Here is a 16,823-nt window from a genome sequence, read left to right on the forward strand (position 1 = left end):
GATTTTTCGTGAAGTTTTGAAATTATACATAAGCCATACTTTTAATAACTTTAAGCTTGTTATTAACTTTTATTTAATCCTTTTTTTATGATGATTTGGGTATATTGACCGATTAAAATTTAAGATTTTGAAAGGATTAAAAATGGAGCTTAAACTTGCAAGAGCCGAATTAGACGCAAAACCAAAAACGATTTCACTAGAAAAGATAGGGGCAGCTGTCGAAAAAGAGGGACAGAAAATTTTCTATTTTGATAAAGAAAACACGCACAAACAGCTAATCGCCTTAGTCGAGCACTTTGAAGAAAAAGGGCTAAGCGTTTATCACAGAACCGTAAAATACGGCCTTGATGATAGCGATTATATGTATGAAGTGCATATACTTTAATGAGTAAAAAACTCTTTATCCAAACTCTAGGTTGTGCTATGAATGTTCGTGACAGCGAGCATATCATAGCCGAGCTCTCACAAAAAGAAGACTACTCCTTAACACAAAACATTGAAGAAGCTGATTTAATCCTTATAAATACCTGCTCAGTTCGTGAAAAGCCGGTTCATAAGCTCTTTAGCGAGGTCGGAGCCTTTGAAAAAGCCAAAAAAAGAGGTGCTAAAATAGGCGTTTGTGGCTGCACTGCAAGCCATTTGGGTAGTGAAATTTTTAAGCGCGCGCCTTATGTTGATTTTGTCCTTGGCGCAAGAAATGTTAGCAAGATCACAAAGGCTGTAAATACACCTAAATTTATCTCAACCGACATCAACCACGACGAGAGCGAATACGCATTTGGCGAATTTAGAGGCTCGCCATACAAAAGCCACATCAACATCTCGATCGGCTGCGATAAAAAATGCACCTACTGCATCGTCCCACACACCAGAGGCGATGAAATTTCTATCCCCTCAAGCCTCATCCTAAAAGAGGTAGAAAAGGCCGCAAAAAGCGGTGCAAAAGAGATATTTTTACTAGGGCAAAATGTCAATAACTACGGCAAAAGATTTTCAGGCGTGCAAGAAAATATCGATTTTAGCGACCTGCTAGTAAAGATAAGCGAGATAGAGGGCGTTGAGAGGATAAGATTTACAAGCCCGCACCCGCTTCACATGGATGATAAATTTCTTGAAATTTTCACTAATAACCCAAAAATTTGCAAGTCTATGCACATGCCACTTCAAAGTGGAAACACAAAAGTTTTGCGCGAGATGAAGCGTGGATACACAAAAGAGTGGTTTTTAGACCGAGCGCTAAGACTTAGAAAGATGTGCCCAGATGTGAGCATCTCAACTGATATCATCGTCGCATTTCCAGGCGAGAGCGACAATGAATTTGAAGATACGATGGACGTGCTTGAGCAAGTTAGATTTGAGCAAATTTTTAGCTTTAAGTATTCACCTCGTCCGCTTACAAAGGCAGCTACTTTTACAAATCAAATAGACGACAAGACCGCCTCAGAAAGGCTAACTCGCCTGCAAAATCGCCACAGCGAAATTTTAGACGAGATCGTGGCGGCACAAAAAGATAAAATTTTTGATGTATATTTTGAAGAGCTAAGGGCAAATGGTGGCGTTGCTGGGCGAAGTTTTAACAACTTTTTAGTTCAAGTTGATGGCAGCGAAGAGCTTCTTGGCACTACGCAAAAAGTAAAGATCACAAATCCAAAGCGAATGGTTTTGTATGGCGAGCTGCAAATTTAAAAACACCCTTGAAAAGCTCGCCCTAAATGTTGGCGTATTTTTCATCTACATTTTGATGTGGCTCATTTTTCTAACCTGCAAAAAGAGCTACACTCCAAATTTCTTGCCACAAAATGGCTGCGTCGTCGTCTTTTGGCACGGCAGACTTAGCTTTATGAGCTTTGCTTACAGACGCTGGTGGAGCAGTCAAAACAGAAAACAAGGCAAGGTGATAATAAGCGACCACAAAGATGGCGAGCTCATCACCAGAATAATCAAATTTTTTGGCATCGGCACTATCAGAGGCAGCAGCTCAAAAGGCGGTGCAAGAGCGCTTATAGAAGCTCTAAGAGAGATAAAGCAAGGCCATGACGTCATCATCACGCCAGATGGCCCACGCGGACCAAGACATAGCGTAGCAGACGGAGCTGCGGTGATCGCGCAAAAGTCATCTTGTGAAATTTACGCGCTAAATTTCGAAGCAAACTCATTTTGGGAGTTTAAAAGCTGGGATAAGATGATACTTCCAAAGCCATTTTCAACTATAAATTTTAGCCTCTCAGCCCCTTTTAGCGTGGCAAATTTAGAGCACAAAGAGGCAAAAGAGAAGATACAAAACGAGCTTTGGCAAGCCTCACAAAATGACGGCGGCAAGAGCGTGTTACAAAACAAAGAGGACTTTAGGTCAAATTTAAAAATTTGGTGGAAAAAATATGCGCATAAAAATCCGCAAATAAGCGACGAGATAAGAGAAATTTTGGACGAAATTTATGAAAAATAAAATTTCTATCTTTATAGCCATTTTCATAGTAGCTTTATTTGGGCTATTTTTTTACAGCGACAACTCCTATAAACTCGCTCTTGAAGCGAAATTTTACTACAAGAGTAAAGAGTATGAAAAGGCTCTAAATTTAAGCCAAAAAGCCCTTGATCTTGACGCCTACAACAAAATGGCCACCACCACGCTTAATCAAAGCAAGGCAGCGATAAAATTTAGCTCATACATAAAAAATGGCAAAGAGTATTTAGAGCGCATCAAAAAAATGAGCCAAAATGGCGTCAGTAAGGCTGATAATGAGCGCATCAAAATGATGTGTGATGTGATGATAGAGGATTTTGAAAGCTTAAGAAATTCTGCTTTGCTTGATGATGGCCTAAAAAGCGAAGCTCTAAAGATGAAAGAGGCGTTTGCTAAACTAAAAAACGAGCTGTTTTAAAGTTATTTAATCCCTTTTTAGCTAACATATCAAAAATAATGCACTAAATTTAGGAGAGTTATGTCTTTTAGCATCAAAAAGCTTTTTTCAAACCTTTTCTTAAGCGCCGTGATCGAGGGCAATGAGTGCGTTTTTTACGGTCAGGTTTTTAGAAATGGCAAGCTCATAAAAACTACAAATGCTAAATTTACAGACATAAGCATCGAAAATGTTGATGAAAAAGTTTTAAAATACATAGAAGAGCAAGAAAAGACCTATTTTGGCGTCTATGTTTCGCTCTTTTTTAACGACGACTCACAAGGTGCGCTACCTACTGCTAACTTTGACGAGTACAAGAAATTTAACATCAACACGCAAAATTTAACCAGCCTTGTGATGCAAGATAGCTGGAGCATATATGCAAATTTAAATGCTATAAGGAGATATAAAAACCTCTTTGGGCAAGGTATTGTCGATCTTATCTACTCACCTATCGCCCTGCTCTTTCACGAGCTTTTAAAGCGTGGAATTTCGCCAAAAACCACGCTATATCTCTACATCCACTCGCACTCTTTTGCGCTTGCGATATTTAAAGATAAGCAGATGAAGCTCTCTACGTTTTTAAATATGAGTGACGCTGAAGAGGGCAACGAAGAGATCGAAAGCCTAAAAGAAGAGGATATAACAGACATAGATAACCTCATCGTCAAAGAAGAAGATGGCGCAACTGCGCTTGATGATTTTAAGAGTTTGGATGATTTTTTAAGTGATGATAAACCAAAAGAATTTGAAGATCTAAACTACGAGCTAAATATGCCAGCTTCGACCAATGTCGAGAAGTCAGTAGCGATCTTTGGACGCGATATGAAGATGTTTGACTACATCGCAAAGGCCATGAAAGAATTTTATGAAAATCCAATCTACGGCGGCGATTTTATCGAGCAGATCATCGTTTTTGAAAACACAAAGACGAGCGCAACCTTTTTACAATACCTGCAATCAGAACTATTTGTGGAGACATCAAGCTATCCGATCAACACAAATCACATCATGAATGAGATCATGCAAGAAGAGATAACACTATGAAATTTAGCTTCATCACCCCAGAACCAAGACCGCTTCTATCTATCTTTAGTAAGCTCTGGCTAAGCCTCATCGGCTTTGTCTTTGTGGTGCTTTTGGTGGCAAATTTCTTCATCGTTTATAAAAACTACTCAACCAAAAAAAATATAGAATTTCTAGCAAACGAGCAAAAAGAGCTTAGCCAAAAGATAGTCACCACGGATGAAATTTCAGCCAAACTTGCCGTGCAGATAGACTCGGCAAACGATATCTTTACATCAAATTCTATCCTAAAGCAAAGCTTGCACAATCTCTTTGACCTTGTGCCTGATAGCATCACGCTTGAAGAGGTTTTTATGGATAAAAACTCACTCATCATACGCGGTATAACGCCAACAAAGGATGTCTTTAACCAGCTCTTAGCGTCGCCGCTAAGGTCGATTTTCACCACGTCAAACACTAGCTTTTATCAGAGCAAAAACGGCTGGTACGGCTTTATAAGCACAAATAAGATTGATAATTCTGAGGGATATAATGAGTAAAAAAGATACGAGCTTAGAAAAAATCGACCCAGTAAAGCTTTTACTTTTTATATTTGCTTTTATCATAGTTTGCTTCATTATGATATTTGGCTTTATCGTACCAAATATAAAAGAATTTAAAAGCCTCTCAAGACAAAACTACTCGCAAACCTCATCATACACGAAGGTAAAAAATGAATTTGAAGCCAAATTTAAAGCACTTGAAGCGACAAGACAAAAAGATGGCGCTATCATCTTGGCTTATGATACAGCTTTTGATAAGGACAAATTTATAAATTTCGCATCGCAATTTTTTAGCGAAGTGAGCCTTAGCAAGATAGAAGAAGGTGAAAATAACGCAACTGAGAAGTTTTTTAGATACCGCCTAAACGTCACTAGCTCGCTTAAAACCCCGCAAAAATTTTATGACTTTTTAGACGCACTTAGCAGCTACGACAGCATCATAAAAGCAGAATTTCCTATCGTCATGAAAGGCGAAAACGACAAGATCCACACAACCTTTAACATAAAAGTTTTTGGGTTGAAGTAAGAACTCAAAGTTTACCATCAAGATAGAGTTTAACCAAAAACTCGCTATATCTTTTTCTACCAAGATAGTTTAAATGCTCCCAGTCAGATAATTCTTCATCACTAAATTTTAAATTTGTAAGATCAATAATTTTGGCATTTTTGATAGCTGATGTTATTTCATTTATATTATATTGAAGTCTTGTTCCATCAAATATTGGCTCAAATACAATAACTACTTTCACACCGCTTTTAGCCAATGGATCTATTATATATTTTTGCATGTATTTTAATGTGTTTAAATTTAGCTCTTTTAGGTCAAGTACCTTGCCATAGTTCTCTCTCGGCAATGCATTTGCAAAAAGTATACTATCGCCATTTGTACACTTTGCAACAATAAGCTTTCTATTTATGGTAAATTTTGAGTCTATTTCAAGAATATTATTTAAATTACAATCGCTATCTCTTTCAACATTAAATAATGGATGCCTTTCATCATTTGCAACCAAATCAATTATTTTATTTTTAGGCTCAAAGATATTATAAAAAACATTTAATCTATTATAGATAGCTTCAGAGTATCTTAAAAATAAATGAAAGCTTGTAAAATACTTTGGCAATGTTCTAAAAAACATTAATTTACTTGTGCCAAAATTTGCTATAAGTTCATCATTAGTATAAATTTTAATACCTCTTTCTGCATAGTCCTCAAAAAGATCACTAATTTTTATACTAAAAATAACTTTTTTTACATTAACTTTTTTAATAACTTTTGTAATAAAAGGATAATCGCCTATAAAATTGCCAGATACGCCAAAGTTATAAATACTGATATTATTATTTTTAGCAAAAAAATTTGTTGATATATGATGAAGAGTTCTACTACTCCCAACAAAAATAAGATCTTTTTTATAGATGTCATTTAATTCAAAATGCTTAGCCTTTGAAACTTTTGAAGAATTTACGAAATTAGTTTTACTTGTGCTAATATCTGAAAAAACATAAAGCACAACATCAAGCCCAACCATAGCAAAAGCCACTAAAAACAGGCATAGAAATATTTTTTTCTTAAAATCTAAAGTATAAAAATTCACTCGCATTATTAAGCCTAATTGCCAAGATTGATATAAACAAAAAGAAAGATGTTGCAAAAATTTGCCAGATAGTAAATTTAAATTTCTTATCAAATGCTATTTGCATAGAGTTTTTAAAAAGTAAAACAACCAAAAAAGCCAAAACGATAAAAAACATTTCAAGATAATTAACGTCTATTTTAAACTCACCAAAAAACATCCCTCGGATCACTTTCATAGCATCTTCAAAGCTTTTTGCCCTAAAAATATCCATGTAAAATTTACAAAGTTAAAGGTAATAATCCAAGCAATGATTTTATTTAGTTTAAAATTTAACTTTTGCCAACATCTGTGAATAACAATAGCAAAGCCATGCAAAGCACCCCAAACAACAAATGTCCAAGCAGCTCCATGCCAAAGACCGCCTATCAAAAACACTAAAAACAAATTTATATAGGTACGATATTGACCTTTTCTATTTCCTCCAAGCGGAATATAGATATAGTCTCTTAGAAAACGCGACAATGTAATGTGCCACCTGTGCCAAAAATCCTGAATATTTAAAGCCTTATACGGGGAGTTAAAATTTATAGGAAGCCTTATGTTAAAAAGCAGCGCAAGACCTATTGCCATATCGCAATAACCACTAAAATCAAAATAAAGCTGAAAAGTATACGAAAGCGACGTTGCCCATGCTTGTAGAAAAGTCAAATTTCTCTCCACATCAAATCCAGCATTTGCAAAGATTGAAAAAGTATCAGCAACCACACTCTTCTTGAATAGTCCTATACTAAAAACAAAAAGTCCAAGAGCTATAAATTTATAGTTTTTTATAAGATTAAATTTATTTGCAAACTGTGGCATCATCTCTTTGTGATGCACTATCGGGCCAGCTATAAGCTGTGGAAAAAATGTTATAAAAAGGCAGTAGTTTAAAAAACTATTCTCTTTTGTTTGTTTATTGTAGCTATCTACTAGATATGCTATTTGCTGAAATGTGACAAAACTAAGTGCAAGCGGCAAAGCAATATGAAGCAGACCCAAATTTGTATTTGCTATAGCGTTTAAATTTGAAATTAAAAAATCAGCATATTTAAAATATCCAAGTAAAGCAAGGTTGCAAACTATACCAAATATCAAGATAGCTTTACTTTGATGTTTTGCAAGAAATTTTGAAACAAGGAAGTTAAAAACAATACTTCCTAACAAAATTAGCAGATAATAAACACTCCAATAAGCATAAAAAAATAAACTAGCACTCACCAAAAAAGCTTTTGCAAGAGTGCTTAGTCTCTTTTTATTTAGAAAAAAATATACAAAAAATACAAGCGGTAAAAATGCAAATATAAAAACATATGAGTTAAAAAGCAAACTTATCCCTTACTTTTTATCCACGCATTTGCCAAGTTGGCAGGCTCTTTTATAAAGTGCGTCCGCCTTTGTTTCATCACCGCTTAGTTTTGCAAGCAAGAAGCATGACTGCGCATACTCAAGCTCGCAGCTCTTTGCCAAAAGCTTTAGCACCCTAGCCTCAGCCTTGGTTCTATCTATCTTATGAGTTTTTAAATTTTCGCTTTCGATGTAGGACTTTAGCCCCATTGCCTCGTTGTAGCAGCCAACGCCGTCGCCACTATCGCAAGCTAGTTTATAAAGCTTTAGAGCCTTTTCGATATCTTTTTGCTCATCAACTAGCCCTTGCTCATAAATTTGACCTAAATTTGAGCAAGCAGTCGCAAGCCCAGCGTTGCAAGCCTTTTCGTAGTAGCCTTTTGCCTTTACGAAGTCCTTTTCGTTGCTAAAATTTACAGCTAGGTTGTTGCAGTCGATGCTATTTCCGCTCTCGCAGTTTTGCACCATCTTTTCTTTTTCAAGCTCAAGACGCTCCGCCCTAGCCTCCTCATCACTTTGCCAAAAGCCAAAGCTCACCATCTTTTGCCACGACCAGCAGCCACTTAGCATAAAGCTAGCAGCTACGATAAGCCCAAAATTTAAAACTTTTTTCACTTATTTTCCTGCTTACATGCCAAGCTTTGCGCCTAGTCTTTTCATCTGTGGACACGCCTTGTTTAGACCACGAAAGCAAGCGACTTTGTAAATTCCATAAGCTCTTTTTTCGTCCTTGTTCATGCCAAGCCCTAGCTCATACATCGCACCGATATTTGCGCAGCTTGGCAGATCTCCAGCGTTGCAAGCGTTTGTATATGCCTCCATCGCAAGATAGTAGTCTTGTTTTACGATCTCGCCCTTTCTATATGCGTTGCCAAGGTGGTAGCAAGCCTGTGTGCCGCCACTGTTGCAGCTATCTTTGTAAATTTCGACCGCTTTTTTTGGATCTCTTTTTACACCAAGGCCGTTTTCATAGAGTGTGCCTAAATTTGAGCAAGCAAGCTGCACTTTCGCCTCGCAAGCCTTTTTGTAGTTTGCATAAGCGTTGTCATACTCTTTCATAAGCTCAAAATTTACGCCCAAATCATTGCACGCTTCAGCATCGCCGCTCTCGCACTTTGGTGTTAAAAGATCGATAGCATTTTTTGAAATTTGCTCTTTGTTTTGCACCACCTTTTCGTCCTTTGGTTGCTGCCATGAGTCATCTTGCTTTGGCGTCTCTCCGATGCCTATCACATTTAAGCAACCTGTGAAAAATAGAGCAATTAAAAGTAGTAGATATTTTTTCATTTTTATCCTTTTAGTATTGTCCAAACAAGTCATTTAGGGCTTCGCTGATGCTTGGGTGAGTGAAAATTTGGTTTTTAAAGAAATTTGCATCTGCTTTTAAATTCATCGCGATCGCGATCTCGTTTATGATCTCATTTGCGTAGATGCAATGAAAGCTAGCCCCCAAAATTTCGCCGCTACTAGCTTCAACGATCGCTTTTAGCATGCCCACATCGTGATTTAGCACCTTTGCTCCTGGCACTGCTGCCATGCTAAGCTTTAGCTCTTTGAAATTTAGCCCAAGCTTGCTAGCTTCTTTTGCATTTACGCCAACTCTTGCTAGTGGAGTGTCGGTAAATAGCACATTTGCATGGATGCTTCTGTTTTGTGTGGTGCGTTTTTTGTCGCCAAAAATTTGCGAGAAAACTATCCTAAAATCATCCAAACTAGTGTAGGTAAAAAGCTCTCCGCCGCGCACGTCGCCCACTGCGTAGATGTTTGACACATTTGTTTGAAGGCGCTCATTTGTCTTTATAAAGCCTTTTTCATTTAGCTCAACACCAGCTGCTTTTAAATTTAGATCATCTAAATTTGCCACTCTGCCAAGCGCTACTAAGAACGCATCTGCCTTGATGATCCTGTCTTCACCGTCTTGTTTGAAATTTAGCGCATTGTCTTTTAGGCTCTCTATCTCGCAGCCCTCTAAAATTTCGATGCCTTGCACGTTTAGCGCATCTTTTACGCTTTTAGCCATGTCTTCATCTTCGTTTTTTAGCAGTTTTGAGCGTCCAACGATGGTCACTTTTGAGCCAAAATTTGCAAACATCGATGCAAACTCGATGCCGATGAAGCCACTTCCAACGATGACAAGATGCTTTGGCATAGTTTTTAGATCTAGCAAAGTTTTGCTTGAAAAGACGTTTGAGTTTGTTATCTCAAATGGTGCATAAGCCTCTTTTGAGCCAGTGTTTATGATGATAAACTCGCCTTCAACGACTTTTTGCTCGCCGTTTGAGGTTGTAACTAGGACACTATTTTTATCTTTAAACGAGCCGACACCATCGATCACGTCTATATTTTCTTTATCATTTAGCATTGCGTAGTTTTTAGAATTTAAAGCTGAGATTAGCTTATTTTTGTTTTCGATGCTAAGCGTGTAATACTCGTTTTCAACGCTATTGTCTGCATATATCGCCTCTTTTGCGGCTGTGATTAGACGCTTTGTCGGTATGCAGCCCACGTTTATGCAAGTGCCTCCATACATCTTTGGCGATCTCTCGATTAGCGCGACCTTTTTGCCAAGCGCAACAGCCTTTACAGCTAGCGTTTTGCCAGCCTTACCAAATCCAATGATAACAATGTCATATTTCATTTAATTTTTCCTATTATGTAGTATGTAGTTTCGTTTATCTTTTTGATATCCATTTTGTATTTATTTGCCCAGCTTTTGATGATCTCGTCAACACGCTCTTTTATCTCTTTGACGGTTGCAACGTTTTTTATCTTTAGCCTATCCTCACTCCCGCTCATCGCTACAAAGCAAAGGTGTGGCTTTAGATGATCGTTTAGCTCGATCACACTCTTTGGCAAAAGGCCGTCAGTGTTATTTAAAATTCTACGCATATGCTCAGTGGTCGTTTCATCTATGTTGTAGCCAAGCTGTGTCAAAAGTGCGTTATGATCCATATCGTTCCTTTTTGCTTAAATTTGCGATCATTATAAGATAAAATTCGATAAAATCGCCTAAATTTTCAAGGACAAATATGAAAAAATTTATCATTTTTCTATTTAGCATTTTGCTATTTTGGGGCTGTTCGGCGCAGCAATTGTCGCAAAATTTAGGTCTTAGCGAGCCACCACTTGATCCTGAAGTCGAGCAGATAGCAGACGCCATCTATCTATATAACGAAGGCAATTACCAAAAAGCTTGCAAGAGATTTTATGACTACGCAAAAGATGGCAACGTCCTAGCCATGCAGCAAACTGGCGTTTGTTTTCGTGACGGCAAAGGCTTTAGCAAGGATATCTTAAGGGCACTTTTTTGGTTTGAGACAGCTGGCAGATACGGCAACATAGACGGACTAAGAAGCGCTGGATACATCTACGAGTACGGTCTTGGAGTCAATAAAAATTTAGAAAAAGCGATATATTTTTACGAAAAAGCCACTAGCCTTGGCTCAAGCGAGGCTAGCTATGATCTAGGGCTTATCTACCTAGGTAAAAATGACTATAAAAAAGCTAGAATTTATCTTGATGAGGCTTGCTATCACGGCAAAGAAGAAGCCTGCATGAAGCTAAAAGAGATGAAATTTTAGCTCTCATCTCTTTTAAATTTACTACGCCTCAGCCTTTTGAGCGATCAAAACACCCTCTATCATTTTTTTGATATCACCATCAAGTATCGCATCAGTTTGCGAAAATGCCTCGCCACTGCGGTTGTCCTTTACTTGCTGATACGGGAAAAGCACGTATGATCTTATCTGATGGCCCCAGCCGATCTCGCTCTTTTCTACGCTGTTGCTAGCCTCTTGCTGCTTCATCAGCTCAAGCTCGTAAAGGCGCGACTTTAGCATCTTCATCGCTGTGGCTCTGTTTTTGTGCTGGCTGCGGTCATTTTGGCACTGCACGACGATGCCAGTTGGTATGTGCGTGATGCGGATGGCTGATTCAGTCTTATTTACGTGCTGACCGCCTGCGCCACTGGCTCTATAAGTGTCTATCTTTAGATCTTTCTCTTCGATCTCGATCTCTATATCATCATCTACTTCGGGGCTTACCATGACACTAGAAAAGCTTGTGTGACGGCGTCCTGCACTATCAAATGGGCTTGTGCGAACGAGCCTGTGGATGCCATTTTCTGCCTTGAAATATCCATAAGCGTTTTCGCCTTTTACGATAAAGCTCACATCCTTTAGCCCCGCCTCTTCGCCCTCTTGAAAGTCTAAAGTCTCGACCTTAAAGCCCTCACGCTCGCAAAATCTAAGATACATCCTATAAAGCATGCTTGCCCAGTCGTTGCTCTCAGTGCCACCAGCTCCAGGGTGGATCGATACGATCGCGTTTTTGCCGTCATCTTCACCACTTAAAAGCATAGAAATTTCTAAATTTACTATCTTTTCATCTAAATTTTTAGCATCTTCAAAGAGGGAATTTATAGTCTCCTCGTCATTTTCAGAATTTGCTAACTCAAAGAGCTCTTTTGCATCGCTAACTGCTTGGTTGGCGTCACTAAATTTAGCAAGCATGTTTGAAATTTTTGTCTTTTCTTTATTTAGCGCCCCAGCTTTAGCGATATCTTGCCAAAAGTCAGGGTCTTGCTCGGTCGCCTCGATCTCTTTTAGCCTAGCCTTTATCTCGTTAGGCTTTACGATAGAGCCTATGTTTTCAACTTTTGTTTGTAGCTTCTTTAAAAGCTCGTTGTATTCGTAACTATCCAAGTTTTTCTCCATAAATTTTTGCCGATTTTAGCCAAAAGTTGCTTACATTTTTAAATTTACGCCCTTTTAATCCTTTTTTGTTACAATGCCAAGTTAAAATTTAGATAAAAAGAGTCAAATATGCAAATTATAAGAACTATAAAAGAGCTTGAGGAATTCGTCTCAAACGCAAGCGGCAAGATCGGTTTTGTCCCAACAATGGGCGCACTTCATGACGGACACGTTAGTCTCATCAAAAAATGTGTGAGCGAAAATGAGGTAAGCATCGTCTCAACATTTGTTAATCCAACTCAATTTTTACCAGGTGAAGACCTAGAAAAATACCCAAGAAAAGAGCAAAGCGACATCCAAATTTGCGAGCAAAACGGCGTTAGCGCTATCTTTATACCAGACGAAAAAGAGCTCTACTTTGAAGACGAGCCTCTCATCGTCGCTCCAAAGAAGCTTTCGACCATTTTAGAGGGCAAAACTAGGCCAGGACACTTTGACGGCGTCTTAAGAGTGCTAAACAAGTTATTTCGCCTAACTCGTGCAAATAGCGTCTATATGGGCAAAAAAGACACCCAGCAGCTCATCATCGTACAAAATATGATAAAGACATTTTTCCTAAACATCGAGCTAGTTGCCTGCGATATCGTTAGAGAGCCAGACGGCCTAGCACTTTCAAGCAGAAACGTCTATATCTGCGACGAAGATAAGTGCAACGCGCTAAGGCTTTCAAGATCGCTAAATAAAGCACAAAATTTGATCCAAAATGGCGAAGAAGACGCAAGTGAGATCAAGGCAAACATGCTCGAGGTGCTTGAGCCACTAAAAGTTGATTATGTCGCGGTTACGGATAGAAATTTAAACGAAATTTCAAAGGTAGAAAAAGGCAACACCATCATCTTAGTAGCCGCCTTTGTAGGCAAAACTAGGCTAATAGACAACATCTGGATCTAAAAATGCCAAAACTTCATCTAATATCGCTTGGTTGTAATAAGAATTTAGTTGATTCTGAGATCATGCTAGGACGCTTGCAAAACTACGATATCACGGACGATATCAGCGATGCAGACGTCATCATCGTAAATACCTGTGGTTTTATCAAGTCTGCCAAAGAAGAGAGCATCCAAACTATACTTGAGATGCACGAAGCTCGTAAAAATGGCTCTTTGCTCGTGGTGACTGGCTGTCTTATGCAGCGCTACAAAGATGAGCTAATAAAAGAGCTACCAGAAGTCGATCTCTTTACTGGCGTGGCAGATTATGACAAGATCGACGAGATCATCTTGAAAAGGCAAAATTTATTTAGCCCAGAAACTTATCTGCAAGCAAACGAAGAGCGTGTGATAACTGGCTCAAACTACCACGCCTACATCAAAATTTCAGAGGGCTGTAACCAAAAATGCAGCTTTTGTGCGATACCGACATTTAAAGGCAAGCTAAAATCACGCTCGCTTAAAAACATCGTAAATGAGGTCAAAAATTTGGTTAAAAAAGGCTACTACGACTTTAGCTTTTTATCCCAAGACTCAAGCTCATACATGCGCGATCATGGCGTTAGCGACGGGCTAATAAATTTAATAGACGAGATAGAAAAGATAGAGGGCGTAAGAAGCGCTAGGATACTTTATCTCTACCCAAGCACGACCAGCAAGGAGCTCATTTCGCACATCATCGCCTCGCCTATCTTTCACAACTACTTTGACATGCCTATCCAGCACATCAGCGAAAATATGCTAAAGATAATGAAGCGCGGAAGTGGCGCTAAAAAGATAAAAGAGCTTTTAAATTTGATGAGAAATGCCAAAAATTCATTCTTACGAACTGGCGTCATCGTGGGACACCCAGGCGAGAGCGAGGAGGATTTTGAAGAGCTTTGCGAGTTTTTAGAAGAGTTTAAATTTGATAGAATTTCCGCCTTTGCCTACTCAAAAGAAGAAGACACAGCCTCTTTTGAAATGGAGCAAATCCCAGCCAAGATCATCTCAAAAAGACTAAGCAAGATAGAAAAGATCACCAAAAAAGCGATAAATGAGAGCTTGCAAAAAGAGCTTGGCAAGCAAATTTACGCATCGCTTGAGGGCATTAGCAGCGAGGGTGAGATGTTTTACGCTGCCAAAAAAGATATCTGGGACAAAGATATAGATGGCGAAATTTTGATCAATGAAAGCGACGTAAAAGAGCTTGAGATCGGCTCGCTCTATCTCTGCGAGATCAGCGATGTGGTTGATCAAAAACTAGTCGCCACCATCGTCAAAAAAGCAAAATGATAAGCCAAAATGTGCTTGATAGGCTAAGCTTGGGCGCAAACCTGCTTGCCTTCTCGCACGGCATCGATAGCACCGCACTTTTTTACATTTTGCAAGAGGCTGGGGTCAAGTTTGATCTAGCCATAGTCGATCACAACGTTAGAGAGCAGAGTAAATTTGAGGTTGAAAGCGCCAAAGAGCTTGCCAGTAAATTTGGTAAAAAAATCTACATAAAAAGCGTAAATTTAGATAAGTCAAATTTTGAAAAAAACGCGCGCGAAGCGAGATATGAGTTTTTTGGTGAAATTTGCCAAAAATTTGGCTATGAAAATTTGATCTTGGCTCACCAGTTTGATGATAAATTTGAGTGGTTTTTGATGCAGCTTGGCAAGGGCGCTGGGCTAAAAGAGCTCTTTGGCATGAGTGAGCTTGAGAAGAGAGAGCACTTTTGGCTCGTTAGACCGCTTTTAAATTTACGCAAAAAAGAGCTTCAAAACTACCTTGACGAGCGAGGCTTGCGCTATTTTGTCGATGAGACAAACTTAGAGGGCAAGCTTAAAAGAAGCTTTGTAAGACTAAATTTTAGCGAGCCATTTTTGGACGAGTATTTTGGCGGCGTGAAAAAAAGCTTTGAGCTTTTGGAGGCTGATAGGCAAAATTTACTGCCAAATATTACAAAGATAGATGATAAAATTTTCATTATAAAAAATGATAGTAACGCCGTGCGGGGCGTTGATATGGCGGCAAAAGAGCTAAATGTGCTCTTAAGTAAGGCTCAAAAAGATGAGCTAAGCGCAAATTTAGCAAAGCAAACAAGCGTGGTGCTAAGTGGCAAGATCGCCGTTGGTTACGCTAATGAATACATCCTAGTGACACCATTTTGCAAAGCCATAATGTCAAAAATATTTAAAGAAAAAGCTAGAATTTTAAAGCTCCCAGCGATAAATAGAGGCTATTTATTTGCAAAGGGCACTCAAATAGAAAATCTCTCTAAATTTTTTAGCAAATAGAGCGTTTTGGGCTCTAAATTTGATCTACTAAAGGCTAATTTTAAACTTTTTATCACCAAATTTTCTACAATAATCTTAACAAGTCTGCAAAAAATTTAAATTTCTATCTGAAAATTTAATCTACAAAGGTCAAATTTAAAACTAAAATTTGCTTTAACCCTTAAACTAGAGCACCCGCTAACATTGGCATTTAGAGAAAAACTGCGAATTTGATTTTAGCCGCCTTTATTTTTCTCTGATATAAACTGGTTTTGCGTTTAAATTTAGAGTATAAAAGCTACGAATTTAACCCACAAAAGAGCAAATTTAAAGTTTTTAACGCTAAATTTTACCCTTACGATCCTCACACTAAAGTATTAAGCTGCAAAATTTAAAATTTCTATCGGTAAATTTATTTATTTTTAGTTTATTACAACTATTTTTGGGGCTTAAATTTAGCTACAAATTTGATCTAATAAGTCAATTTTAAAGACTTAAGTAGCAAATTTACTCAAGATCTCAAGTAAATCACTTCAACCTTGGCAAATGTGGCACTAAACCTGCAAATTTTCTATACTAAAAGTCAAATTTAATCTATCAAGAGCCAAATTTAGGGCAATAACTAATAAATTTAACTTATGGCTGTTTTAAATTGCAACCGCGCACCACAACCATCTGCGATATAAATTTCTCAAGCAAAAAACTCTAAATTGATCCACATATCTTTGTTACAGGATAGCTGCCGATCTTTAGCCTCAAATTTAAAATTCTTAGCGCTCTTGCAGCTTAAAATCGTATATTAAATTTAACTTTGCTACAAATAACAAAGATATATGAAACCAAATTTTATAAACGAGATAGTGAAATTTGTAGCTTATTAAATTTAGCTCATCTACAATATCAAATTTAATAAAAGCGCTCAAAAAAATTAAATTTATAAAATTGACGTCGATCGTAACAAAAGCCAGCCCATAAAATAAATTTAAACAAGCTGGCGGTTTAATTCTACCTCATCAAATCCATTTGCATAAAATAATACGTAAAATTTTATAAATTTTATTACACACTAGGCGAGGATTTTTTCTATCAGCTCTCTTTTTAGCACAAAGTCATAGCTAAAAGCATCCACCACGACGCCAGCGTAACTACTCTCTTTTAGCATCGCAAGATACTCTTTTAGCCCTATCTCTATGTTCTCTTGCTCGCTGTCGTTTCGCCAAAGCTTCATCGCCTCTTTGCTTGTAAATGCCGGAAAATAGCTAAGCTTCTCGCCCTCATCTTCAAGTAGGATAAATTTGATATTTGAGCCCTCTTCTTCATAAACGACGCCACCATCAGGCTTTGCAAGCGCTTGGTTTAAAAGCACCGGAGCAAAAAATGTGGCCTTTTTCAAAGCCGCTATCAAATTTACCTCATTTTGCTGGCTAGGCTCATTTAAAAATTTATCCATCGCTTCTTGCATA

General features: G+C 38.0%; 18 protein-coding genes and 1 pseudogene. 11 read left to right on the top strand and 8 right to left on the bottom strand.

What is annotated here, in order from left to right; translation table 11 throughout:
* The first annotated feature begins 142 nt into the window (after positions 1 to 142).
* Genes F3G76_RS02050 through F3G76_RS02080 form a run of 7 tightly spaced genes read left to right on the top strand, consistent with a single transcriptional unit; the run spans position 143 to position 4,994 of the window.
* Complete coding sequence (locus tag F3G76_RS02050; RefSeq protein ID WP_149705777.1) at positions 143 to 385, top strand: HP0268 family nuclease; 243 nt, start codon at positions 143 to 145, stop codon at positions 383 to 385.
* Positions 385 to 1,686 carry a tRNA (N6-isopentenyl adenosine(37)-C2)-methylthiotransferase MiaB gene (gene miaB, locus F3G76_RS02055; RefSeq protein WP_103558508.1) on the top strand — a complete coding sequence of 434 codons (1,302 nt, stop codon included), beginning with the start codon at positions 385 to 387 and terminating at the stop codon, positions 1,684 to 1,686. Before F3G76_RS02050 ends, miaB begins: the two co-directional genes overlap by 1 nt.
* On the top strand, positions 1,667 to 2,446 hold the full coding sequence (locus tag F3G76_RS02060; RefSeq protein ID WP_149705778.1) for a lysophospholipid acyltransferase family protein: 780 nt from the start codon (positions 1,667 to 1,669) through the stop codon (positions 2,444 to 2,446). The genes miaB and F3G76_RS02060 overlap by 20 nt, the downstream gene beginning before the upstream one ends.
* Positions 2,436 to 2,882, top strand: a complete 447-nt coding sequence (locus F3G76_RS02065; RefSeq protein WP_149705779.1) for a hypothetical protein — start codon at positions 2,436 to 2,438, stop codon at positions 2,880 to 2,882. Before F3G76_RS02060 ends, F3G76_RS02065 begins: the two co-directional genes overlap by 11 nt.
* 60 nt (positions 2,883 to 2,942) lie before the next feature.
* Entirely contained in the window at positions 2,943 to 3,947 is a 1,005-nt protein-coding gene (locus tag F3G76_RS02070) for a DUF8341 domain-containing protein (protein ID WP_149705780.1), read from the top strand.
* Positions 3,944 to 4,465 (top strand): PilN family protein, encoded by a 522-nt coding sequence (locus tag F3G76_RS02075; protein ID WP_002941847.1) that lies wholly within the window; start codon positions 3,944 to 3,946, stop codon positions 4,463 to 4,465. The genes F3G76_RS02070 and F3G76_RS02075 overlap by 4 nt, the downstream gene beginning before the upstream one ends.
* On the top strand, positions 4,458 to 4,994 hold the full coding sequence (locus F3G76_RS02080) for a hypothetical protein (protein ID WP_002942078.1): 537 nt from the start codon (positions 4,458 to 4,460) through the stop codon (positions 4,992 to 4,994). The genes F3G76_RS02075 and F3G76_RS02080 overlap by 8 nt, the downstream gene beginning before the upstream one ends.
* Before the next feature lie 4 nt (positions 4,995 to 4,998).
* On the opposite strand, the gene F3G76_RS02085 is transcribed toward F3G76_RS02080, so the two are convergent.
* From F3G76_RS02085 to F3G76_RS02110, 6 genes and pseudogenes are all read right to left on the bottom strand, one after another.
* Positions 4,999 to 6,072, bottom strand: coding sequence for a hypothetical protein (locus F3G76_RS02085; RefSeq protein WP_149705781.1), 1,074 nt, complete (start codon positions 6,070 to 6,072; stop codon positions 4,999 to 5,001).
* Positions 6,041 to 7,416, bottom strand: a pseudogene (locus tag F3G76_RS02090) (MBOAT family O-acyltransferase). Before F3G76_RS02090 ends, F3G76_RS02085 begins: the two are co-directional and overlap by 32 nt.
* Before the next feature lie 9 nt (positions 7,417 to 7,425).
* A complete protein-coding gene (locus F3G76_RS02095) occupies positions 7,426 to 8,049 on the bottom strand; it encodes a tetratricopeptide repeat protein (protein ID WP_103575803.1) in 624 nt (207 codons plus the stop codon).
* A gap of 12 nt (positions 8,050 to 8,061) precedes the next feature.
* Positions 8,062 to 8,721, bottom strand: coding sequence for a tetratricopeptide repeat protein (locus F3G76_RS02100; protein ID WP_149705782.1), 660 nt, complete (start codon positions 8,719 to 8,721; stop codon positions 8,062 to 8,064).
* 10 nt (positions 8,722 to 8,731) lie between these two features.
* Entirely contained in the window at positions 8,732 to 10,072 is a 1,341-nt protein-coding gene (locus F3G76_RS02105; protein ID WP_012139946.1) for a dihydrolipoyl dehydrogenase family protein, read from the bottom strand.
* Positions 10,069 to 10,386 (bottom strand): hypothetical protein, encoded by a 318-nt coding sequence (locus F3G76_RS02110; protein ID WP_012139947.1) that lies wholly within the window; start codon positions 10,384 to 10,386, stop codon positions 10,069 to 10,071. Before F3G76_RS02110 ends, F3G76_RS02105 begins: the two co-directional genes overlap by 4 nt.
* Positions 10,387 to 10,463: 77 nt before the next feature.
* Between F3G76_RS02110 and F3G76_RS02115 the strand changes: the two genes are divergently transcribed.
* Positions 10,464 to 11,015, top strand: coding sequence for a tetratricopeptide repeat protein (locus tag F3G76_RS02115; RefSeq protein WP_103609951.1), 552 nt, complete (start codon positions 10,464 to 10,466; stop codon positions 11,013 to 11,015).
* Positions 11,016 to 11,036: 21 nt separating this feature from the next.
* On the opposite strand, the gene prfB is transcribed toward F3G76_RS02115, so the two are convergent.
* Entirely contained in the window at positions 11,037 to 12,137 is a 1,101-nt protein-coding gene (gene prfB / locus F3G76_RS02120; RefSeq protein WP_149705783.1) for a peptide chain release factor 2, read from the bottom strand.
* 120 nt (positions 12,138 to 12,257) lie between these two features.
* Here prfB and panC point away from each other — a divergent pair, with 120 nt between their 5' ends.
* From panC to tilS, 3 genes are read left to right on the top strand one after another with little or no spacing between them, the layout of a single operon-like run.
* Entirely contained in the window at positions 12,258 to 13,079 is an 822-nt protein-coding gene (panC, locus tag F3G76_RS02125) for a pantoate--beta-alanine ligase (RefSeq protein WP_149705784.1), read from the top strand.
* A 2-nt stretch (positions 13,080 to 13,081) separates the two neighbouring features.
* Entirely contained in the window at positions 13,082 to 14,392 is a 1,311-nt protein-coding gene (gene rimO, locus F3G76_RS02130; RefSeq protein WP_149705785.1) for a 30S ribosomal protein S12 methylthiotransferase RimO, read from the top strand.
* Positions 14,389 to 15,381, top strand: coding sequence for a tRNA lysidine(34) synthetase TilS (gene tilS / locus F3G76_RS02135; RefSeq protein WP_149705786.1), 993 nt, complete (start codon positions 14,389 to 14,391; stop codon positions 15,379 to 15,381). Before rimO ends, tilS begins: the two co-directional genes overlap by 4 nt.
* Positions 15,382 to 16,426: 1,045 nt before the next feature.
* On the opposite strand, the gene F3G76_RS02140 is transcribed toward tilS, so the two are convergent.
* On the bottom strand, positions 16,427 to 16,822 hold the full coding sequence (locus F3G76_RS02140; protein WP_149705787.1) for an SseB family protein: 396 nt from the start codon (positions 16,820 to 16,822) through the stop codon (positions 16,427 to 16,429).
* Between the last annotated feature and the right edge of the window lies 1 nt (position 16,823).

The sequence above is a fragment of the Campylobacter concisus genome (genome assembly GCF_902460575.1).
Lineage (GTDB): Bacteria > Campylobacterota > Campylobacteria > Campylobacterales > Campylobacteraceae > Campylobacter_A > Campylobacter_A concisus_AW.